Origin of the sequence: Rhodobacter sp. SY28-1, from assembly GCF_005222785.1 — a bacterium.
GTDB lineage: Bacteria > Pseudomonadota > Alphaproteobacteria > Rhodobacterales > Rhodobacteraceae > Tabrizicola.
Genome location: NZ_STGH01000003.1, coordinates 158,433 through 181,560 on the forward strand (window position 1 = coordinate 158,433; position 23,128 = coordinate 181,560).

Annotated in this window: 21 protein-coding genes; 1 reads left to right on the forward strand and 20 read right to left on the reverse strand. The window is 66.0% G+C overall.

Translation table 11 applies throughout. The features are described from left to right. Positions 1-6: 6 nt before the first annotated feature. The 13 genes from E8M84_RS14905 to hisD (E8M84_RS14965) form a co-directional block, all read right to left on the reverse strand. Positions 7-2,094 (reverse strand): divergent polysaccharide deacetylase family protein, encoded by a 2,088-nt coding sequence (locus E8M84_RS14905; protein WP_137112014.1) that lies wholly within the window; start codon positions 2,092-2,094, stop codon positions 7-9. A gap of 740 nt (positions 2,095-2,834) precedes the next feature. Beyond that, a complete protein-coding gene (locus E8M84_RS14910) occupies positions 2,835-3,605 on the reverse strand; it encodes an ABC transporter ATP-binding protein (RefSeq protein WP_137112015.1) in 771 nt (256 codons plus the stop codon). A 7-nt stretch (positions 3,606-3,612) separates the two neighbouring features. Continuing rightward, positions 3,613-4,584 (reverse strand): ABC transporter substrate-binding protein, encoded by a 972-nt coding sequence (locus tag E8M84_RS14915; RefSeq protein ID WP_240790407.1) that lies wholly within the window; start codon positions 4,582-4,584, stop codon positions 3,613-3,615. A 27-nt stretch (positions 4,585-4,611) separates the two neighbouring features. Further along, entirely contained in the window at positions 4,612-5,451 is an 840-nt protein-coding gene (locus E8M84_RS14920; RefSeq protein ID WP_137112017.1) for an ABC transporter permease, read from the reverse strand. A 3-nt stretch (positions 5,452-5,454) separates the two neighbouring features. Continuing rightward, on the reverse strand, positions 5,455-6,822 hold the full coding sequence (locus tag E8M84_RS14925) for an LLM class flavin-dependent oxidoreductase (protein ID WP_137112018.1): 1,368 nt from the start codon (positions 6,820-6,822) through the stop codon (positions 5,455-5,457). A gap of 82 nt (positions 6,823-6,904) precedes the next feature. After that, positions 6,905-7,468 carry an FMN reductase gene (gene msuE, locus E8M84_RS14930; protein WP_137112019.1) on the reverse strand — a complete coding sequence of 188 codons (564 nt, stop codon included), beginning with the start codon at positions 7,466-7,468 and terminating at the stop codon, positions 6,905-6,907. Between the two features lie 305 nt (positions 7,469-7,773). Then, positions 7,774-8,559 carry an HpcH/HpaI aldolase/citrate lyase family protein gene (locus E8M84_RS14935; RefSeq protein ID WP_137112020.1) on the reverse strand — a complete coding sequence of 262 codons (786 nt, stop codon included), beginning with the start codon at positions 8,557-8,559 and terminating at the stop codon, positions 7,774-7,776. Positions 8,560-8,571: 12 nt separating this feature from the next. After that, a complete protein-coding gene (locus E8M84_RS14940; protein WP_137112021.1) occupies positions 8,572-9,255 on the reverse strand; it encodes an alpha/beta fold hydrolase in 684 nt (227 codons plus the stop codon). A gap of 54 nt (positions 9,256-9,309) precedes the next feature. Further along, positions 9,310-10,431 (reverse strand): cobalamin-independent methionine synthase II family protein, encoded by a 1,122-nt coding sequence (locus E8M84_RS14945; RefSeq protein WP_137112022.1) that lies wholly within the window; start codon positions 10,429-10,431, stop codon positions 9,310-9,312. 52 nt (positions 10,432-10,483) lie between these two features. After that, the gene (locus E8M84_RS14950; RefSeq protein WP_137112023.1) at positions 10,484-11,452 is read right to left on the reverse strand and encodes a cupin domain-containing protein; all 969 of its coding nucleotides are present in this window, start codon (positions 11,450-11,452) and stop codon (positions 10,484-10,486) included. A gap of 5 nt (positions 11,453-11,457) precedes the next feature. Continuing rightward, a complete protein-coding gene (locus E8M84_RS14955; protein ID WP_137112024.1) occupies positions 11,458-12,435 on the reverse strand; it encodes an ester cyclase in 978 nt (325 codons plus the stop codon). A gap of 10 nt (positions 12,436-12,445) precedes the next feature. After that, positions 12,446-13,210: an SDR family NAD(P)-dependent oxidoreductase gene (locus tag E8M84_RS14960; protein ID WP_137112025.1), complete on the reverse strand. Its 765-nt coding sequence runs from the start codon at positions 13,208-13,210 to the stop codon at positions 12,446-12,448. Next, positions 13,207-14,517 (reverse strand): histidinol dehydrogenase, encoded by a 1,311-nt coding sequence (hisD, locus tag E8M84_RS14965; protein ID WP_137112026.1) that lies wholly within the window; start codon positions 14,515-14,517, stop codon positions 13,207-13,209. The genes E8M84_RS14960 and hisD (E8M84_RS14965) overlap by 4 nt, the downstream gene beginning before the upstream one ends. A 209-nt stretch (positions 14,518-14,726) precedes the next feature. On the opposite strand from hisD (E8M84_RS14965), the gene hisD (E8M84_RS14970) reads away from it, so the two are divergent. Beyond that, a complete protein-coding gene (gene hisD, locus E8M84_RS14970; RefSeq protein ID WP_137112027.1) occupies positions 14,727-16,022 on the forward strand; it encodes a histidinol dehydrogenase in 1,296 nt (431 codons plus the stop codon). A 139-nt stretch (positions 16,023-16,161) separates the two neighbouring features. Here hisD (E8M84_RS14970) and E8M84_RS14975 read toward each other — a convergent pair whose 3' ends face one another. The 7 genes from E8M84_RS14975 to E8M84_RS15000 form a co-directional block, all read right to left on the reverse strand. Continuing rightward, positions 16,162-17,517 carry an amidase gene (locus E8M84_RS14975; protein WP_205914629.1) on the reverse strand — a complete coding sequence of 452 codons (1,356 nt, stop codon included), beginning with the start codon at positions 17,515-17,517 and terminating at the stop codon, positions 16,162-16,164. After that, entirely contained in the window at positions 17,514-17,663 is a 150-nt protein-coding gene (locus E8M84_RS21530) for a hypothetical protein (RefSeq protein WP_170971959.1), read from the reverse strand. The genes E8M84_RS14975 and E8M84_RS21530 overlap by 4 nt, the downstream gene beginning before the upstream one ends. After that, entirely contained in the window at positions 17,660-18,676 is a 1,017-nt protein-coding gene (locus E8M84_RS14980) for a LacI family DNA-binding transcriptional regulator (protein ID WP_137112029.1), read from the reverse strand. The genes E8M84_RS21530 and E8M84_RS14980 overlap by 4 nt, the downstream gene beginning before the upstream one ends. Before the next feature lie 58 nt (positions 18,677-18,734). Further along, positions 18,735-19,775: an ABC transporter ATP-binding protein gene (locus tag E8M84_RS14985; RefSeq protein WP_137112030.1), complete on the reverse strand. Its 1,041-nt coding sequence runs from the start codon at positions 19,773-19,775 to the stop codon at positions 18,735-18,737. 4 nt (positions 19,776-19,779) lie between these two features. Further along, positions 19,780-20,658 (reverse strand): carbohydrate ABC transporter permease, encoded by an 879-nt coding sequence (locus tag E8M84_RS14990; RefSeq protein WP_137112031.1) that lies wholly within the window; start codon positions 20,656-20,658, stop codon positions 19,780-19,782. A 1-nt stretch (position 20,659) separates the two neighbouring features. After that, the gene (locus E8M84_RS14995; protein ID WP_137112032.1) at positions 20,660-21,691 is read right to left on the reverse strand and encodes a carbohydrate ABC transporter permease; all 1,032 of its coding nucleotides are present in this window, start codon (positions 21,689-21,691) and stop codon (positions 20,660-20,662) included. A gap of 133 nt (positions 21,692-21,824) precedes the next feature. Beyond that, positions 21,825-23,072, reverse strand: a complete 1,248-nt coding sequence (locus tag E8M84_RS15000) for an ABC transporter substrate-binding protein (RefSeq protein WP_137112033.1) — start codon at positions 23,070-23,072, stop codon at positions 21,825-21,827. Positions 23,073-23,128: the final 56 nt, after the last annotated feature.

Here is a 23,128-nt window from a genome sequence, read left to right on the forward strand (position 1 = left end):
CGGAGATCAGTCGACCCGCAGCACTGCCGTGACCGGCGCCAGCACCACGGTCGCGGCCTTGCCCTCGACCGTCCATTCCAGAAGCGCGGCCACCGTTTCCGGCGTGGCGGTGCCGACGACGCTGACCCGGCCATCCTGTCCGGCCTTGAACACCGCCCGGTCCAGCAGACGACGCGTGGCGACCTTGTCAGTCCCGGCCGTATCCAGATCGCGGAACACCACGGCGGCCTCGAGATCCTCGCGCCGGGCGACCTGATCGGCGGCGTTCAGCCCTTCGTCCCGGGTCAGAAGACCCCGGCCTTGCGCCTTCAGGATCGGCACCACGGCGCTGGCCAGACCACGGTTGTTCTGGAAGGCCGGATCGGCAAGGTCCATCGCGGCCACAGCTTCGGGCAGGCCCTGTTCCATCGACTGGAACGCCACTTCGACATCCGCAGGCTGCGCGCCCTCGGCGATGCCGGTGACCAGCATCACCACCTCGTGCCCTGCAGCGCGGTAGATCGCGGCGTGGTCGGGGGTGGCCGGGTCCAGCGGGTCAAGCGCGAAGCTGACCGGGAAGGGCAGGGCGGCCAGCGCCGCGCGGTCCAGATCGGCATTGCCCTGGTCGATCAGCACGATGGCCAGCGGCGGCTTGGCCTCGGGGTTCTCGAAGCTGGCCGCGAACTGCGCGATCGGGCGCGGATCGGTCGGGACGGCGGCCGGATCGGTTGCGACCTCCTCCTCCGCAGCGGCCTCGTTGCCGCGGCGGATGACGACGCCGTCCTTCTTGCCGATCAGGCCCGGCGCGGGAGCAAAGGTCGAGCCGCTGCCCTCCTCCTCGGTCGCGGCCTCGGTGCTGGCATCGGGGGCCAGCGGATCCGGTGTCGCAGCCTGACCGGGCATGCCTTCGGGCTTCTGGCCCGGCATGTCCGGGCCTTCGCCTTCGGGGGCAAGGATCTCCGGGGCGGGCATAGGGTCCGCGGCGGGCGGGGCCGGCTCAGGCTCGACGGCCATTTCTGGCGCTGCTTCTGGGGCTGCTTCCGGGGCAGGGGCCGGAGCAACCTCTGGTTCCGCATCCGGGGCAGGGTCGGCGGCTGATTCCGGTGCTGCTTCCGGTGCAGGGGTGACCTCTGGCTCCGGTTCGGGCGTGGTCTCTGCCGTCGTGGACGGGGTCTGTTCCGTGGCAGGTTCCGGGTCCGCCGCCGGGACCGTCGCCTCGGACGCTTCGGTTGCCGCTTCGGGCGCTGCCGGAGCGGCCTCTGTCGCAGGTTCCGCAGTCAGCTCGGCCGCTGGCTCTGGAGTCGCCTCGGCAACAGCCTCCGAAGCGGGTTCAGGGGTCGCCTCCGGCGCGGGCGCAGGTTCTTCGGTTGCCTCCGGCGCAGTGGCGTCCGCGGCAGAGGCCACTTCGGTCTCGGCGGCGGGTGCGGACTCTGCCGCAGGCTCGGCCGCAGGTTCGGCTGCCGGAGCAAGCTCGACTTCAGGCTCTGCGGCGGCGGTTTCTGTCGTGGCTGGGTCTTCGGACGCAGCAGCTGCGACTGCGGGTTCGGCGGGTTCCGCTGCTTCGACCACAGGTTCCTCAGCCACCGCCTCGGCGGCGGCTTCTTCCTCCACGGTCTCAGCCGCAGGTTCGGGGGCTGCCGGTGCCTCGGCCGCTTCGGCGTTGGCCAGCTTCGCCCCGGGAGGCGCTACGGGATCAGGCGCCACAGCAGGGGCATCTGCGGTGGTCTCGGACAGCGGCGCGGGCGTCTCGGAGGCTTCGGGGGCAGGCGTATCGGTCACGGCAGGGGCCGCAGGTTCGGCCACTTCCACCCCAGGAGCCTCGGGAGCGGCGGGCTCGGTCGTTGCGACCTCGGGTTGAGGCTCAGGGGTGGCCTCGGCCTCCGGCTCTGCCTCGGCGGCATCAGCGTCGGCCTCCGGCTCGGCATCTGCAGCCTCGGTCGCCGCCCCGGCATCCACCTCGGTTGCCGCGGGCGCCGTGACCGCGTCCTCGGCCACCACCGCGACCGGAGCGTTGTCATTCGCCGGCTGCAGCGGCGAGACCGCCGATCCGATCACCAGGCCGCCCGCGACCAACAGGCCGCCAGACACCATGCCGAGTAGGAATTTGCCGACCACCTGTGCCTCCTGCTCTTGCCCCGCTGCGGTCCGGACCCAGGTCCCGCCACCGCACAGTCCCGCCCGCCGGTTCGCCCGGCGTCTTGCTTCTGACTTGCCGCACTATAGCCTGCGGTTGCGAAGGCTTCACCCCTTTTCGTACAGGCGTCAACATCTTGCGCGAAAACTGCGGCATCGCTGCGCAGTTTGGGGAATTCAGGAGCGGGGACGGAAGTGGAGGCGGGCACCACCAGTAATGCCGTAAGGCAGGCGCAAGGCTTCTTGATCCGTAAGTTGCAATCAGAAGGCTGGACGAGGTTCTTCTGGACGTCCTTCCGCGGCAGTACGGTGATGTTATGGTCGCCCGTGCAACCCGGGCGAGCGCATGTCCTGCGAACTGGTGGACGAGCCTGGCCAGCACCGAAGGCTCATCGAGGCGACGGAAACGCGCCGTCTCGCGTGCACATTTACCGCGGTTGATGGCGAGCATCAGCCTATGGCGGGCGGGCACTGCAACGGCGGGATCAGCGCCAGAGGACCGCCCTCGAGGGATCGGCAGAGCTATGCGGTCGTGGAAGCGCTGATGCCATTGACCGGCACGTCGAAAATGCGGGAAGGCGCGCCGGACCCTCGGCTGCGGCACCTCCGGCCCAGGGTGTCATCATCGTGCGGGAAGCGGTCGTTCGCCAGAAACTGGACGGCGATCCGCGTTCCCGTCCGGGACGCTATGGACGAGCAGACGCAGGCTTGACTGCGTCGCTTCAGTGCAGTCCGAACTCGGCCATCAGGCGCTTGCGCATTGCCACGAAGCGGCTCTCGCTTCGGTCCCTCGGTCGCGGCAGGTCGATCTCGATGAGGCGAGGCAGCGCGCCCTTGGCCTTGGGTAGCACCAGCACCCAGTCGGACAGATAGATCGCCTCCTCCAGGTCATGCGTGACCAGGACCATCGTCACTTTTTCTTCGCGCCAGATCCGGGTCAGTTCCTCCTGCATGGTGAGTTTGGTCATTGCGTACAGCGCACCAAGCGGTTCGTCGAGGAGCAGAATCTCCGGCTGCACCGTCAGGGCGCGAGCTATACCGACCCGCTGCGCCATGCCGCCGGAAAGCTGGCGGGGATAGGCGGCCTCGAAGTCGCCCAACCCTACCAGCCGAATGTAGTGGCGGGCGCGGGTCTCGGCCTCGGCCTGGGTCAGACCGCGCACGGTCAGGCCGAATGAGACGTTGCCGAGGACCGTGAGCCAGGGCAGCAGGCGCGGCTCCTGGAAGATGACCGCGCGTTCGGTGCCGACGCCCCGGACCGGATGGCCGTCGATCAGGACCTCGCCTGTGTCGGGCCGGTCGAGCCCCGCAAGAATGCGCAGTAGCGTGGTCTTGCCGCAGCCCGACGGGCCGACGATGGCCAGGGCCTCGCCACCGCGGATGTCGAGCTGCAGGTTCCGCAGCACGGGCAGGCGCTGGCCATTCAGCGCGAAGGATTTGGAGAGGTCACGAACCGTGACCTCTCCTCGGCGGGTATCCTCGACGACGTTCATGACCGCCTCAGTTGGTGACCGGGGCGTCGCCCGTCACATAGAGGATGTCCCTGGCGACCAGCTTGCCCTCCGGCACGGCACCTTGGCGTTCCAGAACATCGATCCAGAACTGGATGTCGCGTTCTACCGGCAAGCCGCCCTCGCGCACCCCGTAGCCCGCGAAATACTGCGCGACGTCGGCGTTTTCGCCGCGTTCGGCCAGCACGCGCGCAAAGATCGCCTTCGTCTCCTCGGGGTTTTCCCGGGCGTAGTCGAGCGCCTTGACCGAGCCGTCGACGAAGGCCTTGGCCTCCTCGGGGTGCGCCTCGATCCAGTCGCGGCGCAGGACAACGAAGCCGCCCGCGATTTCGCCTAGCACATCGGTGTCATCGAACACCGCTCGAAGGCCGCCGTTCTGCAGCGCGGCCCCGGTGAAGGTGGACTGCCAGTAGCCGAAGGCCGAAACGTCGACCTGACCAGACCGGAGGACCTGTTCCAGCTGCGGTCCCGGCACGACAATCAGATTGGCGCTGTCCTCGGGGAGGCCTTTCTGGTGCAAGGCCTCACGCACGACGTAGTCCAGGTGCGCCCCAAGGGTGTTCACCGCGATGGTCTTGCCGACGATGTCCTCGACGGACTTTATCGGGCTGTCGTCCAGCACGTAGAAGATCGACTGTGCGTCGTCGTTGATCCCGTTCGATGGGTACGCGGCGACAAAGTCGTTGCCCGCTGAAATGGAGTTCAGGACGGCGGCCGTGGCGGCCGAGCCGAGTTCAACGCTGCCACCAGCAAGGGCCACCAGCGAGGCAGGGCCACCCTGGGCATAGCCGACGTTCTCCAGAGTGATGCCGGTGCCATCGAAGTAGCCAAGTTCGGCGGCGAGTTCGTGGGCGGACAGGCCGCCCTGGCTGGCGAGATAGAGGATGGTGACGTCAGCCCAGACGGGTGTGACGGAAAAACCGAGTGCCGTGGTCAGCGTAAGGGTGCGAAGGTGTTTCATTGTCATTTCCTTTGGGTGCGGAGGGGATCAGTGGGTCAGGTCGGCCCAGCGGCACAGACGGCGCTGGAGCGTGACAAGAAGGGCGTTGGCAGTCAGGCCAAGCGCGGCAAGGAGGAGGATCGCCGCGAACATCTGCGGGATCTGGAAGTTGTATTGGGCGTTCATCACCTGGAAGCCCAGGCCCTTGTTCGCGCCGATCATCTCGGCCGCGATCAGGAGGAGGAGCGCGGTGGTGGCAGAAAGGCGCAGCCCGACGAAGATCGAGGGGACGCTGGCAGGCAGGACCACGCGGCGGAAAATCGTGGTGCGCGAGGCGCCGAAGGTCGCGGCCATCTCGATCAGCTTGCGGTCCACTTCCTTCACCCCGCCGATGGTGGCGAGGAGGATCGGAAAGAGGGTAGCCCAGAAGATCACGAAGACCTTTGACGCCTCGCCGAGACCGAGGAGGAGGATGAACACCGGATAGAGGGCCAGTGCCGAGGTCTGGCGAAAGAACTGCAGGATCGGGTCCAGAGCCTGCTCGACCGCCCGGATCTGGCCCATGAAAAGGCCCAGCGGAATGGCCAGGCCCACGGCGGCGGCGAAGGCGAGGCCCGACCGTTGCAGGCTGATCGCGATGTCGTCCAAGAGTGCACCCCCGACGAGGCCCTCCCACGTCGCAGCGAGGATTTTGTCGAGCGGCGGGAACACGGTCGGGTTGATCCAGCCCTGGGTGGAGCCGATCTGCCAGAACGCAAGGAAAGCCAGAAGCAGTCCATAGCGGTTGAACTTGGTCCTTGCGGCTACCGCCCCCCGGCGAAGGATTGCTGCGCCGGGGGGGACTTCGACAGAAGCCACAGGGGAGGAGTCGAGGCTCTGGAAGGTCATGGTCTAATCCGCCGCATGAGCCGAGCGACGCGCGGCCGCCCAGCGGGTTTCGGGGAAAGGAAGACCGAGGTTCTCGCGCAGGGTCCGGCCCTCGTAGGCAGTGCGGAACAGGCCCCTGCGCTGAAGTTCGGGGATCACCAGATCGACGAAGTCGGTCAGGCCGGTAGGCAACCACGGTGGAAGGATGTTGAAGCCGTCGGCACCTTCGTTCTGGAACCAGTCCTCCAGGATGTCGGCGATCTGGGTCGCGGTGCCGACCACGGTGAAATGGCCGCGGGCGGAGGCGACATGCTGGTAAAGCTGGCGGATCGTGAAGCCGTTCTCGTCCGCGATCTGGCGGATCAGCGCCTGTCGGGACTTCATTCCCTCGGTCGGGCCCACGGGCGGCAGAGGACCGTCAAGGTCGACGCCGGCCAGGTCCAGCGTGCCGCCGGTCAGACCCTTGATCAGCGCGATGCCGTCCTCTTCCAGGATCAGGCCGGTCAGGCGGTCATACTTCTCGCGCGCTTCGGCTTCCGTGCGGCCGACGAACGGCGAGACGCCGGGCATGACGAGGATATGGTCCGGGTTCCGCCCCAGTCCCCGCGCCCGTGCCTTGATGTCGCGGTAGAACTCCTGCGCGGTGTCCAGACGCTGGTGGGCGGTGAAGATCACTTCCGCCGTCGCCGCTGCCAACCCGCGCCCGTCTTCGGACTGTCCGGCCTGGACGATCACCGGATGTCCCTGGGGGCTGCGGCTGACGTTCAGGGGGCCACGCACCTTGAAATGCTCGCCCTTGTGATCGGCGTAATGGACCTTTTCCGGGTCGAAGAACCTTCCCGTCTCCTTGTCGCGCAGGAAGGCATCGTCCTCGAAACTGTCCCACAACTTCTTGACCACCTCGACATGCTCGGCGGCCCGGCGATAGCGGAAGGCGTGCGGGTGCTGCTGTTCAAGGTTGAAGTTGTGCGCGGCCGACTCCGTCGCCGTCGTCACCGAGTTCCACCCGGCCCGCCCGTCCGAGATCAGGTCCAGGGACGCGAACTTGCGGGCGAGGTTGTAGGGTTCCTCATAGGTCGTCGAAGCCGTGGCGATGAAGCCGAGGTTCCTTGTGAGCGGCGCGAGGGCAGAGAACAGCGTCACGGGTTCAAATCCCGCGACCTTGGCATTGCCGCCCTCGATCCCGCCGCCGAAGGCGATGGCCAGTCCGTCCGCCAGGAAGAAGGCGTCGAACAGGCCCCTCTCCGCCTCTTGTGCCAGCTTCAGGTTGAAGTCGAAGCTGGTCGCCCCGTCGGCTGGACTGTCGGGGTGGCGCCAGGCGGCGATGTGCTGGCCGCCACCGGGCAGGAAGGCACCCAGCCTGATTTTCTGGGGTCGGATCTTGCGGGTCATGGACTGTCCTTTCATCGGGCACGGGAGGGCCGGTCGCCGCCCGGTCAGGGCGAGGCGTCGGGATGTTGATAGGGGCAGGGGCTCAGGCGCCGACGAGGTAGACCTCGGGTATCGCGCGGCGGTCGAAGATGGGGGCAAGCTGGCCGACAGCCCGACCCAAGCGGTCAAGAAGCGCTGGCGAGGACGGCTGGCCTTCGGTGAAGTCGCGGTCGGCAGCGTAGAGACCCGTGGGCAGGGTCTGCGCCTCGAAGAACCCGAACAGTGGCCGCAACTGGTGCTCCATCACCAGCGCGTGCCGGTCACCACCGCCCGTCGCGGTCAGCAGGACAGGCTTTCCGGCCAGCGCCAGCGGATCGATCAGGTCGATCAGGTGCTTGAAAAGCCCCGTGTAGCTGCCCTTGTAGACAGGACTGCCAACCACAAGTGCGTCGGCAGAGAGGATCACCTCCAGCGCGGTGCGCGCCGAGGCGTCTAGGTCGGAAACCCGCCGCGCTGCGCCAAGAGAGGGGCTGAAATCGGCAAGGTCATAGACCGTTCCCGTCACCTGGAACTCGCTTGCGGCGGTGGCGACGACCGTCTGGACGAGTGTCCGGGTCTTCGACGGGCGATCCAGGTTTCCGGACAGTCCGATGATGGTGCGTGTCATGAGCGGGCCTCATCTCGATTCGTTTGATCGTGATTTAGCTTGCGCCTTGTGAGGGCCTCTGGCCATTCCATAGTCGGATTGGAAATTGGAAGAAATCTGTACCTTCAGGGACCCGGAATAGGATGGCACTGCTTCGCCGACATTCTAGCGCAAGCCCTTGCGGGAGCGCCAAGCAGCCAAAGGAACGGGCTGAAGCATAGTCCAAGGGAACGGCAACCCTGGGGCGAAGGCGACCGTGAGGAGGTGATGGGCGGAAAGCGGACAGTCGCAAGGCTCGGCCGACGCGAGAGCGATCTGCGGCCGATTTAGTAACTGCTGACTGTCCGAGCCTTTGTCTCCCTGACGTCTGCCAGGGATCTGGACAGCGCATTCGTGAAGAGACGAACGTCAGTCAGAAGCGATGCGAAGTGGAAGCCCTGGTCCAGCATCGACCGGACCATGGAGGGCGAGCCGGTGTGGACCCCGGCGATGCGACTGGCCGCCCGGGTTCGGGCCGCGATCTGGGTAATCGCCTCGATCACCTCTGCTGCGGTCGGTTCCAGGGTTGGCTCATGGCCGAGAGACAGGCCAAGGTCGGACGGGCCGACATAGACCCCGTCGATGCCCTCTACAGAAAGGATCGCATCAAGGTTGGACAGGGCTTCCCGGGTTTCGATCATCGCAAACACGGCAACCTTACCGTTGGCATTTCGGGCGTAGGCAGCACCATGGACCATGTTTGCCCGCGTCGGCCCGAACGAGCGCCCGCCAAGCGGCGCATAGCGCGCGGCTTCGACCAGCCGACGGGCATCGTCGGCGGTGTTGATCATCGGGCAGATCAGGCCGGAGAAACCCGCGTCGAGACATTTCATGATGATGCCGGGTTCGTTCCACGGCACGCGGGCCAGGACAGGCGCAGGCAGGCCCTGAAGCACTTGGCACATCGTCACCGCCATCTGGTAGTCGATCAACCCGTGCTGAAGATCCACCGTGACCATGTCGAAGCCCGCCCGACCCACGATCTCGGCCGTTATGGAGGAGGGGATGGCGCACCAGCCGTTCACGGCGGTGCCACCGTCGGCGAAGTGGGTCTTGAGGTCGGTGATCGGCATGGGTGGCGTCCTTCAGGCAAGCCAGTCGCGCAGGGCGCGGGCGGTGGCTTCGGGTTGTTCCAGGGGGGGCAGATGTGCTGCGTTGGCGATGATGTGAAGCCGCGAGTGCGGGATGAGGTCGTGCATCAACTGGTGGCGGTCCAGCGGGCACAGCCTGTCTTCTGCCCCCATCAGGACAAGGGCGGGGCCCTTGAAGGCCGCCAGTGTCGCCTGCTGGTCGGGTCTGTCGCGCAGGGCGCGGGACTGGCGGGCAAAGACCTGCGGTCCAAGGGTCAACGCCATGTCCATGCAGAGGTCGAGGATCGCGGGCTTGTTGGGTCCGGGGGCAAGGTAGTTCGGCTTCATGTCGTTGCGCATGACGCCCTCCAGGTCCCCGGCCAGCGCCCGGTCGATCTGAGGGGCGCGGCGGGCCTGGGCGGCGGCAGTCTCGGCCCGGGGATTGGTGTCGAGAAGGGCGAGCCTTGTCACGCGGTCAGGGGCCTGGCGGAGGATCTCCATCGCGAGGATGCCGCCCATTGAGAGGCCGGCCAGGGCGAAGCGGGGCGGGGCATCCGCCAGGAACTGCGCGGCAAGGTCGGCCATGCTGTCGGCGCCAGTCGGGATGTGGTGGAGGACCGGGACGCCGAGGTCGGCATCGATCCCGCCCCACATCCGGGTGTCGCACATCATGCCGGGGATGAGGACGAGCGGGGTCAACGGGGCCAAATTCCTTCGAAGGAATTTGCAAAACTCTTCGAAGAGTTTTGGCCCTTAGCCGACACGTCGCGCGCCTTCCTTGAGGGTGGCAAGCTTGGCCCAGGCGATTTCGGGGTCGACTGCGCCGAAACCTGCAAAGGTGCCAAAGCCGCAGTCCGACCCGGCGATGACGCGATCAGTGCCCAGGATGTTGGTGAACCGTTCAAGTCGCTGCGCGACGAGGTCAGGGTGTTCGACGAAGTTGGTCGTCGTATCCACCGCGCCGGGGATCAGGACCTTGTCGTCCGGGATCTCGGCCGCGCGGTCGCGGAAGACGGTCCATTCATGGCCGTGGCGGGGGTTCGCGGTTTCAAACAGGATATAGCGGGCGGGGACCGACATAAGGAGCGGGAAGACCTTGGCCATGTCGATGTCGCAGACATGCGGGCCTTCGTAGTTGCCCCAGCAGATATGCAGCCGGATGCGGTCTTGCGGCAGCCCTGTAAGCGCAATGTGCAGGGCCTCGACATGGGTTGCGGCGGTCTTCAGGAACTCGTCGTCGCTGAGGTGCGTGAAAAGCATGTGGCGCGACAGGGCGAGGTCGGGGCAGTCAAGTTGCAGGTCCAGCCCCGCGTCAAGGATCGTGCGGTATTCGTCGCGCATCGCGTCGGCGAGGGCGTAAAGGTAGTCCTCGCGGGTGCCGTAGAAGGCGTTCTGCAGGAACAGGCTGATGACCCCGGGCGAGGCTGCGTTCATGAAGCCGCGGTCTACCCCATGTGCGGCCATCGCGGCCTTGAGGTTGGCGATGTCCTTCTGCAATTCACCCTGGCCCTTGGTCGCGACAGGCCCCACGCATTGCGGGCGGGCGTATTTCGGGGTACCGCCCTCCTTGGCGAGGCGGTCGAGGAAGGTCGGAAACAGCTTCAGGTCGGCGGGCGCATTCCGGGGGCTGTCGCCGTCAAAGCCGGTGTAGCGGTCCTTGACGTAGGTCGCGTAGCTGATCTTCGACGCCTCGCCGTCCGAGACGATGTCGATCCCGGCCTCCTTCTGCCGCCGGACGTTTTCCATCACCGCGTCGGCCATGCAGGCGTAGAAAGCGGCGGGGTCGTAAGCGTCGCCCCGTTCGCGGGCGAAGAGGAAGTCCACCACCTTTTGCGGGCGGGGGAGCGATCCGACATGGGTGGCGAGAAGGGTCATGGCTGGTCCTTTCACGTCAGGTGGGCAGATTGCCCACCCTACGTTGCATTGGTCAAAGCAGGCGGCCGGTCAGGCCCGCGGGATCGTCGGTCGCGACGACGCGATACAGGCTGGCTTCCCCGGTCATCGATGGTGCGAGAGAGTGTTCCAGGCCCGGCGGTATCGCTGCCGTATCGCCGGGATTCAGCACGGTGGAGCCTTCCGACCACGACAGCCGCCAGTGGCCGCGCATCGGCATCAGGACCTCATGCTTGGTCAAGGTATAGGGCGTGTCGGGAATCGAATTGCGCGACAGGAAGTCCACGTCAAAGCCGGGGCGGTCGCGCAGCTTGCCGTTCGCGCCGATCACCTTGGCGGGCTGCCGGTCGGAGAGCGCCATCAGGTCCCAGTAGCGGGCGACGTGGTTCGGGATCACGTCGGCGGTCGTCGGTTCCGGGAAGGCCTTCAGCTCTTCCTCGGTCAGCAGCGGCATCGGCGGCACGCCCTCGGGCAAGGACTGACCCCTCTTGGTGTCGTAAAGCTTGCCGTTCCTGCCCAGCACCAGCCCGTAATCCTTGGCATCGGTGATCACCTGCGGCGCCCAGATCACCCCGCCCCCGGCATCGTCCCCTCCCAGGATCGCCATGATCATCCCGTAGTCGGTGCCGACGTTCTCGAACGCCCGAAAGATGCCGGTCGGGATGTTGAAGATGTCGCCTTCCTCGGCGATGAACTCGCCCGCCGTGCCCCAGCGGCCCCAGAAGAACCGCCAGCGGCCCTTCAGGACGAAGAACACCTCGGCCGTCCGGTGGGAGTGCAGCGAGTTCCGGCACCCCGGAGGCTGGCCGGCCGCGCCGATGTTGAAGCCGGGTGTCTCGCGAATGTGGACGTGCTGGTCGGGAGATTCCGACACCCCGCCGCCGATGATGGTGAAGTTCTCCTTCCGGTCGCTGCCCGGGGTATGGGCGTCGATGAAGGCGGTCTTGCAGGGCCGGAGGTCGCCATAGCGGACAATGCGGGCTTCCATCTCTTGCGGGGTCATTTCTTTTATCCTTGGTAGGAGTGGTCGGGGTGGCTGAGCAGGATCTGCTTCCAGATGGAAACCTCGTCCCACAGGCTGAATTCGCGGCGCAGGCCCCAGGGCCCGAACTCGGCATGGGTGAAACCCATGATGTGGACCTTTGCGCCGGTCGGGGCGCCGAACAGGCCAAAGCCGGTGTGATGCCCGTCCAGCGACCAGCGCACCGCCGCGCGGTCGGGCTGGCCGGGATCGGCGCGGCCGATCTGGTGGTGGATGGTGAAAGTGGCGTCGGGGAAGCAGGTGCGAAGCTGCATCCACTGCGCTTCGGCAAAGGGGATGCCCCAGCCGGTGACGCCGCCCGCGTGCGAGATGTGGACTGCCCGGTCATAGCTTCGGCCGATGACGGCCACGTCCTTGGCCATGATGCCGGTCAGGATATCGGCCAGCCTCTGCCCCAACGGGTGGTCGTTGCCAAGCCCAGTATAAGGGCCGGGCAGGTCGATCTCGGGCGTATAGGGGCGGCGGGCCTTGTCGGTGCCGCCCTCGCGCGCAATCGAAGCCCGCGCCCAGGCTTCCGGGCTGTGGCCCAGCTGCCGGACCATGGACCCCATGTCATAGCAGAGCCATTCGTCGGTGATGACGTCGTCCTGCACGTAGCAGTCCGCGATACAGCGGGCGGCCACCACCTTGCCGGTCGGTGGGCCAAAGACCCCGTGACCCGTATGGGTGCCGATAATCATCGAGCGGTGGGAGGAGAGATAGCCGGTCGCCTCATCCCCCGACCAGATCACGTCATCGCCGTAGATCTGCCGGTCCGGGAAGGCGGCCAGCGAGGCCAGTGTGTCGTTGATGACATCGACGTTGCCGGTCATCACGCCCAGCGTGCTGCGGGCGATCATATCCTTGGCATAAGCCTGGTGCAGCGAGGCGATCTGGCGACCTTCCCAGATTTCCCAAGTGACGCCCTGGATGTAGTCGGGCAGTGTTGCAAAGCGCGAAGTCATTGGGAGTCCCTCAGTCTGCGGTCCAGCCGCCGTCGACGATCAGCGAGGTCCCGGTCACCAGCGCGGCGGCGTCCGAGGCGAGGAAGGCGACCGCGCCCATGATGTCCGTCACCTCGCCCACCCGGTCCAGCTTGATCTTTGACGCGATCCAGGCGGCGCGTTCGGGGTTGGCGAAGGTGGCGGCGGTCAGCGCAGTGCGGATGAAGGTCGGCGCGATCGTGTTCACACGGATGCCGTGCGGCCCCCATTCGATGGCCATGGACTTGGTCATCCCCTCGACCGCGTGCTTGGTGGCCGAATAGACCGCCCGGTCAATCCCGCCGACATGCGCCATCTGGCTGGTGATGTTGATAAGCGAGCCGGGCTTGCCCTCGGCCAACAGACGTCTTGCGACCGAGCGGGTCAGGAAATAGGCCGCGCGGACGTTCAGGTTGGTGACGGCGTCGTAATCCTCGGCCGTCGTGTTGATGGCCGGGGAATGTCGCGCGAGGCCCGCCGAGTTCACCAGCACGTCAAACGCCGGACGGGCGGAAATGGCGGCCTCGGTCGCGGCAAGATCGGTGATGTCGAGCGGCAGGATATCGGCCTGCCAGCCTTCGGCCTGCATCTCCTCCGCCAGCGACGTCAGCTCCGGCTCGCGGCGGGCGCAAAGGGTTACTTGCGCGCCCTGTTCTGCCAACGCAACCGCACAGGCCGCCCCGATCCCGGACGACGCCCCGGCGACCAGCGCGCGGCGGCCGTCAAGCCGGAAGGAAGGGGTGCGGGGCAGTGTCATTCGGCAGCGGTTCCGTATTCCACGTTGCGGCCACCATAGCGACGGACGCGGATGTTGCACTGCTCGGCGTGGCCGACGAAGCCCTCCAGCATGCAGAGACGGCTGCCGTATTCGCCGATCAGGGCGGCGGCAGCGTCGGTGGTCACGCGCTGATAGCTGTGGGTTTTCAGGAACTTGCCAACCCAAAGGCCGCCGGTGTAGCGCCCGGCCTTCTTTGTCGGCAGCGTGTGGTTGGTGCCGATTACCTTGTCGCCGTTTGCCACGTTTGTGCGCGGCCCAAGGAACAGCGCGCCATAAGAGTGCATGTTTGCCAGATACCAATCGTCGCGGTCGGTCATGACCTGGACGTGTTCGCTGGCGATGTCGTTGGCGACCTCCAGCATTTCCTCATGGCTGTCACAGAGGATCACTTCGCCATAGTCGCGCCAGCTGATCGAGGCGGTCGCGGCGGTTGGGAGGATTTTCAGCAAGCGGTCGATTTCGGCCATAGTGGCTTCGGCCAGCTTGCGGCTGTTCGTCACCAGCACGGCGGGCGAGTTATAGCCGTGTTCGGCTTGGCCTAGGAGGTCGGTTGCGCACAACTCGGCATCGACGGTGTCGTCGGCGATAACCATGGTTTCGGTCGGACCGGCGAAAAGGTCGATGCCCACGCGGCCGTAAAGCTGGCGCTTGGCTTCCGCGACATAGGCGTTGCCGGGGCCGACCAGCATGTCCACCGGCTTGATGGTTTCGGTGCCGATGGCCATGGCGCCGACGGCCTGCATGCCGCCGAGGACGTAGATCTCGTGCGCGCCGCCCATGTGCATGGCGGCGACGATGGCGGGGTGGGGGGCGCCGTTGACTGGGGGAGCCGAGGCGATGATGCGGGGCACACCGGCGACAGAGGCGGTCAGGACCGACATGTGGGCGGAGGCGACCATCGGGAACTTGCCGCCGGGGACGTAGCAGCCGACGGACTGGACCGGTATGTTGCGGTGACCAAGGATCACGCCGGGGAGGGTCTCAACCTCGACATCGGTCATCGAGGCGCGCTGCGCCTCGGCAAAACGGCGGATCTGGGTCTGGGCAAAGCGGATGTCCTCGATGTCGCGGGGGGCGACTTTCTGGATCGCGGCCTCGATCTCGGAGGGGGTGAGGCGGAAGGCGGGCGGGTCGTACTTGTCGAACTTGACCGACAACGCGCGGACAGCGGCATCGCCCCGGGCCGAGATATCGGCAAGAACGGATTCGACGGTGGCCCGGACCTGAGCATCGTCCGCAGCCCGTTCCGCCTCGGGCTTGCCGCGTTTGAGCCAGGTGATTGACATGGGAGGACTCGCTTTGAATACGTTTGCAATAGGCTTAGTGCATTGGCGGATGGCATGGCAAGAGACTTCTGTCGGCCGTGTGAGCCAAGTTACCTTCACGGGAGGTTTCCCGCCTTGACGCGGCTCCAATCAGCAATTGCAGACGTATGCAAGAAGGGCTACAACTCATCCGACAATCACGCCCGACCATCGGGTCGAAAGGAGCCAAGATGTCCGCCCAGTCCGAAGCCTATCCTTCCGCAAAAGTCTCTTGGGTCAAGTCCCCGACCCGCAGTGCCGAAAATGACAACAAGCCGGTCGCTGAACTGGTCGCGGGGGTACTGGCCGATGTGAAGGCACGGGGCGATGCGGCGGTGCGGGAATACTCGGTAAAGTTCGACAGGGCCGAAGTTGGCGCGCTCGAGATCAGCGTGGCAGAGCGGGAGGCGGCCGTGGCGGCGCTGGACCCGCAGACCCGCAAGGACACGGAGTTCGCCATCGCCAACGTCCGGCGTTTTGCCGAGGCGCAGCTGGCGACGATCTTGCCTTTGGAGATGGAATCGCTGCCCGGCGTTTTCATGGGCCACCGGGTGATCCCGATTTCCCGGGTGGGGTGCTATGTGCCGGGCGGGCGCTTCCCGCTTTTGTCAGCTCCGATCATGACCATCGTCCCGGCCAAGGTCGCGGGGGTGAAGGAGGTCATCGCTTGTCTCCCGCCGAACGCGCATCAGGCGATGGTGGCCGGGTGTCATCTATCTGGCGCGGATCGGGTGTTCCGGATCGGTGGCGCGCAGGCGATTGCGGCGATGGCCTACGGGACAGAGTCGGTGCCGCCGGTGATGAAGATCATGGGGCCGGGCAATGCCTTCGTGAACGAGGCGAAGCGGCAGGTCTTCGGGCCGGTGGGGATCGACCAGCTGGCGGGGCCGTCGGAGATCTACATCCTGGCGGACGAGACCGGGGATGTGGAGATGATCGCGACGGACCTCTTGGCGCAGGCCGAGCATGACGTGCGAACTAGGGTCGGGTTGATCACGACGGACCGGAAGCTGGCCGAGGCCGTGGTGGTCGAGGTGGAGCGGCAGCTAGAGGGGTTGTCGACGGCCTCGGTCGCGGCTCCGGCATGGCGGGACTACGGAGAGGTCGCGGTGTGTGAGGATGAGGCGGCGATGATCGCCTATTCGGATTTCATCGCGGCGGAGCATCTGCAGGTTCATACCCGGGACCCGCACGGGATGGCGGCGAAGCTGACGAATTACGGGTCGCTGTTCATCGGGGAACTCGCCAGCGTGGTCTATTCGGACAAGTGTTCCGGGACGAACCATACGCTGCCGACGATGGCGGCGGGGCGGTATACGGGGGGCCTCTGGGTCGGGGCCTATGTGAAGATCGCGACGCATCAGTGGCTGACCGAAGAGGGGGTGAAGCAGGTCGCCCCCCCAGCGGCGCGGCAGGCGGCTTCGGAGACGCTGGAAGGGCACCGGCGGGCGGCGCAGTTGCGGCTGGACCGGATGCAGGTGAGATAGTGTCCACGGTGGACAAACGTTGTGATCCGTTCTGAATCAACGGGTTGGCGTTTTCTGTTAGGGTGGTGTTAACTTTTGGGGAGGTGTCGTTCTGGCGCCTCCTCGATTGCTTTCGGGCCTTGGCGCCGAGAGCGTCGGGTCAGAGGGCCGGGCGCTGGACGGAATGGTCGGTGGCGCGTTCGAAGGCGTGCCCGGTCCTGCACAGAAGGTCCTCATCGCCATTGCGGGCGATGAGTTGCAGGCCAAGGGGAAGGCCGTCTTCAAACCCTGCGGGCAGCGACAAGGCAGGCTGGCCGGTCAGGTTGAAGGCGATGGTCCGCATCGGGGTCCAGACGGCCTTTTCGCCGTCGAAGGCCAAGAATGGCAGTGCCGGGGTCAGGGTGGTGGCGGTCAGGATGAGGTCGTGGCCATCCATCGCCGCAAACATTTCGGCGGTGAGGCGGGTTTGGGCTTCGCGGGCCTTCGCCACATCCTCCGCGTCAATGGCAGCCCCGAAGGCGAGGCATTGCAGTGTAGGGCGGCCGTAATCTGTGGCGTGGTCGCGGATCAGGGCGCGGTGTTCGTCCAGCGCCTCGGCGTGGAGGATCACGGAGGCGGCGGCCTCGTATGGGGCGTAGTCGGGGAGCGTCACGAGGGTGATCTGCACGCCGAGGAGGGAGAGGGTCGAAGCGGCCTCATCCATCGCCTTTATCAGAGCGGGGCTGACCTGCGGGTCATCCGCGAACCAGTCGCGGGCGTAGGCGATTTTCAAACCGGTGATGGGTTGGCCGATCCGGGCGGAAGCGGGGCGCCAGTCGCCTTCGGACATCGCGTCGAGAGCGAAGGCGGCTTCCTCGACCGTCGCGGCGAGGGGGCCGGTGTGGTCGAGGCTGGAGGAGAGCGGGAAGGCCCCGGCGCGGGAAACCCGCTCGTAGGTGGGTTTCAGGCCGACGCAGCCACAGTAGGCGGCGGGGGAGCGGATCGAGCCGCCCGTGTCGGTGCCGATGGCAAGGCGGACGAGGCCGCCAGCGACGGCTGCGGCGGAACCGGAGGAAGAGCCACCGGTGATGTGGGCGGGGTTCCAGGGGTTGCGGGCGGGCGGATCAGGCAGGGTGAGGTCGGGACCGACCATCGCGAATTCGTAGGTGGCGACCTTGCCGATAAGGACAGCGCCCTGGGCGCGAAGGCGGGCAATGGCGGGGGCGTCGGTTTCGGCGATCCGGTCTTGCAGGACGAGGGAGCCGGAGGTGGCGGGCTGGCCTGCGACGTCGATTAGGTCCTTTACGGCGATGGGGATGCCGCAGAAGGGGCCGGGGTTTTCGCCTGTGGCGAGGAGGGCGTCGGCGCGGTCGGCTTGGGCCAATGCGTCGGCGGCGATGTGGGTGAAGGCGTGGAGCGTCGGGTTGCGGGCCGCAATGCGGTCAAGGACGGCGTCGGTCAGCGCGCGGGAGGTGAAGGTTCGGGCTCGGAGGGCAGCGGCAGCCTCTGGCAGGGACAGGTCGGCGGGGTTGGTCATGATTTGAGGTAGGCTTCGACCTTTGCGACTTCGCCCCGCAGATGCTGCGCCCCGGCCCAGGCGGCGGCGAAGGCCTTGTCATCGAGGGTGAGGCCAAGCGCAGCGAGACGGGCGCGGAACTCGTCCTTGGTGAAATCGGTTTTCATCGCGCGTCCCCATAGCGGCGGGTAGAGCCGCGGATGATCAGTTCACCCCCCAGGACGACATGCGCGGTTTCGGGTTCCTTGGCGGCGATCCAGGCGGTGAGCATCGACACGGTTTCGGCCACCATCACGTCGACGCGCTGACGGAATGTGGTGAGGTTGTAGGCGGGCCATGCGGCGGGGGGGACATCGTCGAAGCCGACGACGGAGACATCCTCGGGCACCTTCAGGCCAAGCTCGAAGCGCAGGACATCCATCACGGCAAAGGCCATGTGGTCGTTGGCGACGAAGACGGCGTCGGGGCGGCGGGAGGTGGCGAAAAGCTCGCGCGCGGCGGATTGGGCGGTGCGGTAGTCGAAATTGCCTTCGGCGCGGGCGAATAGGTCTTGCCCCGCCTCGGCCAGCCCGGCGCGAAAGCCAGCCTCACGGTCGATCTGGGTGGTGGCCCCGGAAAAACCGGCGATATAGGCGATGCGTTTATGCCCAAGGGAGCAGAGGTAGTCGGCGAGGGCCTTGCCCCCGGCGTGGTTATCAGATGTCACCGAGCACATGTTCTTGTCGGCATGGCCCCGGTTGAAGAGGACCACAGGGATGCCGGTCGACTGGCAGCGCGCGGCCAGTTCGGAGGAAAGGGAGACCGAGGCAAGGACGATGCCATCGACCTGATAATCCATGATCTCGCTGACGACCTTGTCGACGTTGTCGACGTTGACGGGGGAAAGAAAGATCAGGACGTGATAGCCGACCTTTTGCAGTTCGACCGACAGGCGTTCGACCATCTCGGGGTAGAAGTAGTTTTCCAGATAGGCGACGACGAGGCCGATGATGCGGCTTTTGCCGGACTTCATCGCCCGGGCAAGCACGTTCGGCCGGTAGCCAAGCTGGGCGGCAGCGGCGAGGACCTTGTCGGCGGTCTTCTTCGAGACGGACGAGCCGGGGGTGAAGACGCGGCTGACGGCGGATTGGCTGACGCCCGCGAGAGCGGCCACTTCGAGTGAGGTTACCTTTTCAGCCATGTCGTCCCCTGCCTTGGGGGCCAAGTCTTGGGGGAGAACGTCCTGGCGGGCAAGGGTGTCATGCCAGGCGGCTGCCGGTCATTGCGTCGAAGAGGTGGATCTTGTCGGTCGGGATGGCGACATGAAGCAGCGCGCCGATGTCGATGCGAAAGTCCTTGTGGGCGCGGACAGACACCAGTGCCTCGCCGATGCGGACGGAGACGAGGGTGGCGTCGCCGAGGAGTTCCATCGAGTAAACGGGGGCGGTGAGTTGTGCGGGGGTGTCGCTGACGCGGACGTCTTCGGCGCGGAAGCCGAGGGTGACGGGGCCTTGGCCTTGGGCGGGGACGGCGATGCCCTCGGCGCGGAAAGTGCCATCCTGGATGTTACCGGCGATCAGGTTCATCGCGGGGGAGCCGATGAAGCTGGCGACAAAGGTGTTGGCGGGGCGGTCGTAGATCTCGGTCGGGGTGCCAAGCTGCTGGACGAGGCCGTGGTTCATCACGACGACGCGGTCGGCGAGGGTCATCGCCTCGATCTGGTCGTGGGTGACGTAGATCGTGGTGCGGCGGAGGGTGTGGTGCAGGTGCTTGATCTGGGCGCGAGTCGAGACGCGGAGCTTGGCGTCGAGGTTCGACAGGGGTTCGTCCATCAGGAAGGCGTTCGGCTCGCGGACGATGGCGCGGGCGAGGGCGACGCGCTGGCGCTGGCCACCCGACAGGGCGGCGGGGCGGCGGTCGAGGAAGGGGCCGAGCTCCACCATCTGGGCGGCTTTCATCACCCGGTCGTGGTGTTCGTTGGCCGGGATGCGGCGGACCTTCAGGGGGAAGCGGATATTTTCGTAGACGGTGAGATTCGGATAAAGGCCGTAGGACTGGAAGACCATCGAGATGTCGCGGTCCTTGGGTTCAAGGTCGTTGACTTTACGGTTGCCGATCCAGATTTCGCCCTCAGTCACGTCTTCGAGGCCAGCGATCATCCGCATGGTGGTGGTCTTGCCGCAGCCGGAGGGGCCGAGGAGGACGAGGAATTCGGCATCGGCGATGTCGAGGGTGAAGTTGTCGACGGCGACGTAAGAGCCCCAGCGTTTGGAGACGTTGTTCAGGCGGATCTGGGCCATGGGGTTATCCTTTGACGGCGCCGGCGGTCAGACCGGAGACGATCTGGCGCTGGAAGAAGAGGACGAGGATGAAAAGCGGCACGGTGGCCGAGACGACGGCGGCGACGGCGAACATCACGTTGCCCTCGTTCTGGATGCTGCCCAGGAAGCTGGCGATCTTTGGGACCATGGTCTGGTTTTCCTGCGCCAGCAGCATCGAGGTCACGGCGAAGTCGTTGTAGCCGAGGAGGAAGGAGAAGAGGCCAGTGGTGATGACGCCGGGCCACATGACGGGGATGATGACCATGCGGAAGGCCTGGAAGCGGGTGCAGCCGTCGACCATCGCGCTTTCGTCGAGGTCCTTGGGGATCGACAGGAAGAAGGAGTGCAGCATCCAGAGGGTGAAGGGCTGGTTGATGGCGACGAGGACGATGATCGTGGTCGGCAGGACGCCCCAGATGTTCAGCTGAAAGAACGGCAGCATGTAGCCCGAGACCAGCGTGATATGCGGCATGGCGCGGAAGATCAGGGCGGCGATCAGGATCCAGAAGGCGTAGCGATAGCCGGAGCGGGCCAGCGCGTAGCCGCCCAAGGTGCCGATGGTCAGGGAGATGATTGTCACTGACAGCGTCACGATCAGGGTGTTGATCGCGGCCTTCCAGAATTCGTTCTTCACCCATGCGCCTTCGTAGCCGGCGAGGGTGAATGCCGACCCGGTCTGGGCTTGGGTGCGCGTACCCTCGATCGCCATCCACCAGGACTGGCGCGAGAAGAAGTCGGCCTCGACCTTGAAGCTGCCCCAGACGGTCCAGGCGAAGGGGAAGGCGGCGGCTATCACCCAGATCACCAGGAAGGCGAGGATCAGGGCGTTCAGGGCTGCGGGGCGGCGGGTGGCAACGGACATCTTACACCGCCTTCTGATTGAACTCGCGCCAGGTGCGGCGGAGGACGGGGGCGAGGAGGATCAGGACGCCGACGATGGTGATCACCGAGGTGGCGGCGGCGGAGCCGAAGAGCTGGGAGTCCTGGCCGACGAGGTCGTTGAAGACGAGCCAGCTGAGAGAGGTCGCGTTCGCCTCGGCCGAGAAGCCGACGATGGGTTCGAAGACGCGGAAGTTGTCCATCAGCTGCACGAGCGCCACGAAGGTGGCGAGGGGCGCGAGGTGGGGGATGATGACGTGGCGGATGACTTCCCACCGGCTTGCGCCGTCGATCTTGGCGCTTTCCACGGTGTCCTGCGGCACGGTCTGGAGGCCTGCGTAGAAGACGACGAAAGAGAAGGGGCCGTTGGTCCAGACGCCGTAGACCAGAAGGACGATCCAGGTCAGCACCGGTGAGGCGCGAAGCGACAGGCCCGGGTCTCCGGTCAGGCTTTGTAGGCTCGCGCCGAGGATGCCGGAGGGGTTGAACATCCAGGCGAGGATCAGCGACCCGACGAGGGGCGTGATGATCATCGGCAGGATTGAAACGAAGATGGTGGGGCCTTTCAGAAGGCCAGGCAGCGTGTTCACGGCCAGGGCAATGGCAAAGCCCAAACCCATCGCAAGCGGGGTCACAAGGAAGCAGTAGACCAGCGTGAAGGACAAAGCCTTGTAGAAGGGCAGGTTGAAGATGCGGCTGACGATGTCACCGAAGCCCTGATTGTCGGCGAAGATCGCCCCGATCTCGTCCACGGCAAGGTGGTTGCGGTTCAGGTAGTTGGAAAAGCCTGCGAACTGGCCAAGGGGCTGTTCCGCCTCTAGCTTTGCCATCGCCTCGGTATCGACACGGGTCTGTTCGGAGCAGCCGAAGGGATCGCAGTTTTCCACCGTGATCAGCACGGCCTCATGCTGGACGAACAGCGACTGCACCACGACCGAGACGATGGGCAGGGTGATGAACAGCACCATCGCCAGGATTGAGGGGAAGATGAAGAAGAAGAAGGTGCGATGCGGCATCGGGAGGTTCCAGTAAAGATGGGCCGGTGCGCGGGGCCAAGCGGGGCCCCGGTGGACGCGTCGACAGGGTGCGGGGAAGGAAGGCCCGGCCGCAAGGAGGAATTGCAGCCGGGCCGGGGCGCGAAAGGCGCCGTTACTTCAGGAAGCCGCCTTCTTTGGCAGCGGCGTCATAGGCGGCTTTCACATCGGCAAGGGCCTGGTCGGCGTCTTCCTTGCCGGCGATGAAGTCGGCGAGTTCGGCGGACAGCGCGGTGTGGAGGAGACCCATGTAGGGCTGCATCGGATAGGCGCGCGCGCCACCCTTCGCATTGCCGATCACGCCGACAGCGGTCGGGCCGGGTTCAAACCCTGCAACCAGCCAGGTGGCGGCAGTCGGGTTCGCTGCGACGGTTTCGGGGCTGATGCCCTTGACCATCGCCTGGAACGAGGCGGCAGCATCTTCGTCCGAGATGTTCTTGGCGATGGTGAAGCCGTCCCACCACAGCGCAGCCGCCGGGACAGTGCCGCCGCCGATGGTGGGGGCTGCGGCAAAGGCGGTGTTGGCAGCGACTTCGGCATTGGCGGTGGCCGGGTCGATGGCCGCACCGGCCAACGAGCCCCACTGGTTCATGATCGCGACCGAGCCTGCGTCCCAGAGCTTGTTCAACTCGTTCGCGTCGTAGGTCAGGTAGTCGGGGTTCATGAAGCCGGTCATGGCGCGCATGGTTTCCAGAACCTTGCGGCCGTTGTCGTTGTCGATGGCCAGTTCCGCCGAACCGGGGGCGAAGAATTCCCCGCCGGTGCCGAGATACATGTTCACGAATTCCGCGGCGAGGTCCCAGCCGGGCTTGTCCGAGGCGGCCAGCGGGTATTCCATCAGTCCCGCGTCCTTGATCACCTGGGCGGCGGCGAGGACTTCCTCATAGCTGGTCGGCACGGCGACGCCGGCCTTTTCCAGGATGTCCTTGCGGTAGAACATGTGCTGGCCGTTGCCCATGAAGGCGATGGCCATGACCTTGCCGTCGATCTTGATCAGCTGGTTCGGCTGCAGCGACTGACCGTACTTGGCCACCAGGTCGTCCAGCGGGCGGATCAGGTCGTCGTTCAGCAAGGGCACGATGGAGTTGTTGGCGACCACGGCGACGGTGTATTCCGCCGGGTTCACGGTCAGGGCGGGCCCTTGGATGTTCTTGTGCTCCGCCGTGGCGTTGGCGGTGACGGTCACGTCGGCAGTGGCGCAGGAGAGGGCCACGTCGTTGACGATGCGCAGCGCCTCGAAGTCGTTGGACAGGATGCGGACCGAGCCTTTGCCTTCGATCCCGCAATCGGCGAAGGCGGTGGAGGCGGCGATCAGCGCGACCAGGCTGACTGCGCCCGCCGCGAAGGTTCTGGTGAGTTTCATTCGTGTTCCCCTCTGCTGGCGATGCTCGCCGGTTGACCTGTCGGATGGCGCGGGAC

Excerpts from the sequence above, each read along its gene's own strand:
- E8M84_RS14910 (WP_137112015.1), bottom strand. The coding sequence starts at position 3,605 with ATGAACGTCGTCGAGGATACCCGCCGAGGAGAGGTCACGGTTCGTGAC.
- E8M84_RS14915 (WP_240790407.1), bottom strand. The coding sequence starts at position 4,584 with ATGAAACACCTTCGCACCCTTACGCTGACCACGGCACTCGGTTTTTCC.
- E8M84_RS14920 (WP_137112017.1), bottom strand. The coding sequence starts at position 5,451 with ATGACCTTCCAGAGCCTCGACTCCTCCCCTGTGGCTTCTGTCGAAGTC.
- E8M84_RS14925 (WP_137112018.1), bottom strand. The coding sequence starts at position 6,822 with ATGACCCGCAAGATCCGACCCCAGAAAATCAGGCTGGGTGCCTTCCTG.
- msuE (WP_137112019.1), bottom strand. The coding sequence starts at position 7,468 with ATGACACGCACCATCATCGGACTGTCCGGAAACCTGGATCGCCCGTCG.
- E8M84_RS14935 (WP_137112020.1), bottom strand. The coding sequence starts at position 8,559 with ATGCCGATCACCGACCTCAAGACCCACTTCGCCGACGGTGGCACCGCC.
- E8M84_RS14945 (WP_137112022.1), bottom strand. The coding sequence starts at position 10,431 with ATGACCCTTCTCGCCACCCATGTCGGATCGCTCCCCCGCCCGCAAAAG.
- E8M84_RS14950 (WP_137112023.1), bottom strand. The coding sequence starts at position 11,452 with ATGACCCCGCAAGAGATGGAAGCCCGCATTGTCCGCTATGGCGACCTC.
- E8M84_RS14955 (WP_137112024.1), bottom strand. The coding sequence starts at position 12,435 with ATGACTTCGCGCTTTGCAACACTGCCCGACTACATCCAGGGCGTCACT.
- E8M84_RS14960 (WP_137112025.1), bottom strand. The coding sequence starts at position 13,210 with ATGACACTGCCCCGCACCCCTTCCTTCCGGCTTGACGGCCGCCGCGCG.
- hisD (WP_137112026.1), bottom strand. The coding sequence starts at position 14,517 with ATGTCAATCACCTGGCTCAAACGCGGCAAGCCCGAGGCGGAACGGGCT.
- hisD (WP_137112027.1), top strand. The coding sequence starts at position 14,727 with ATGTCCGCCCAGTCCGAAGCCTATCCTTCCGCAAAAGTCTCTTGGGTC.
- E8M84_RS14975 (WP_205914629.1), bottom strand. The coding sequence starts at position 17,517 with ATGACCAACCCCGCCGACCTGTCCCTGCCAGAGGCTGCCGCTGCCCTC.
- E8M84_RS21530 (WP_170971959.1), bottom strand. The coding sequence starts at position 17,663 with ATGAAAACCGATTTCACCAAGGACGAGTTCCGCGCCCGTCTCGCTGCG.
- E8M84_RS14980 (WP_137112029.1), bottom strand. The coding sequence starts at position 18,676 with ATGGCTGAAAAGGTAACCTCACTCGAAGTGGCCGCTCTCGCGGGCGTC.
- E8M84_RS14985 (WP_137112030.1), bottom strand. The coding sequence starts at position 19,775 with ATGGCCCAGATCCGCCTGAACAACGTCTCCAAACGCTGGGGCTCTTAC.
- E8M84_RS14990 (WP_137112031.1), bottom strand. The coding sequence starts at position 20,658 with ATGTCCGTTGCCACCCGCCGCCCCGCAGCCCTGAACGCCCTGATCCTC.
- E8M84_RS14995 (WP_137112032.1), bottom strand. The coding sequence starts at position 21,691 with ATGCCGCATCGCACCTTCTTCTTCTTCATCTTCCCCTCAATCCTGGCG.
- E8M84_RS15000 (WP_137112033.1), bottom strand. The coding sequence starts at position 23,072 with ATGAAACTCACCAGAACCTTCGCGGCGGGCGCAGTCAGCCTGGTCGCG.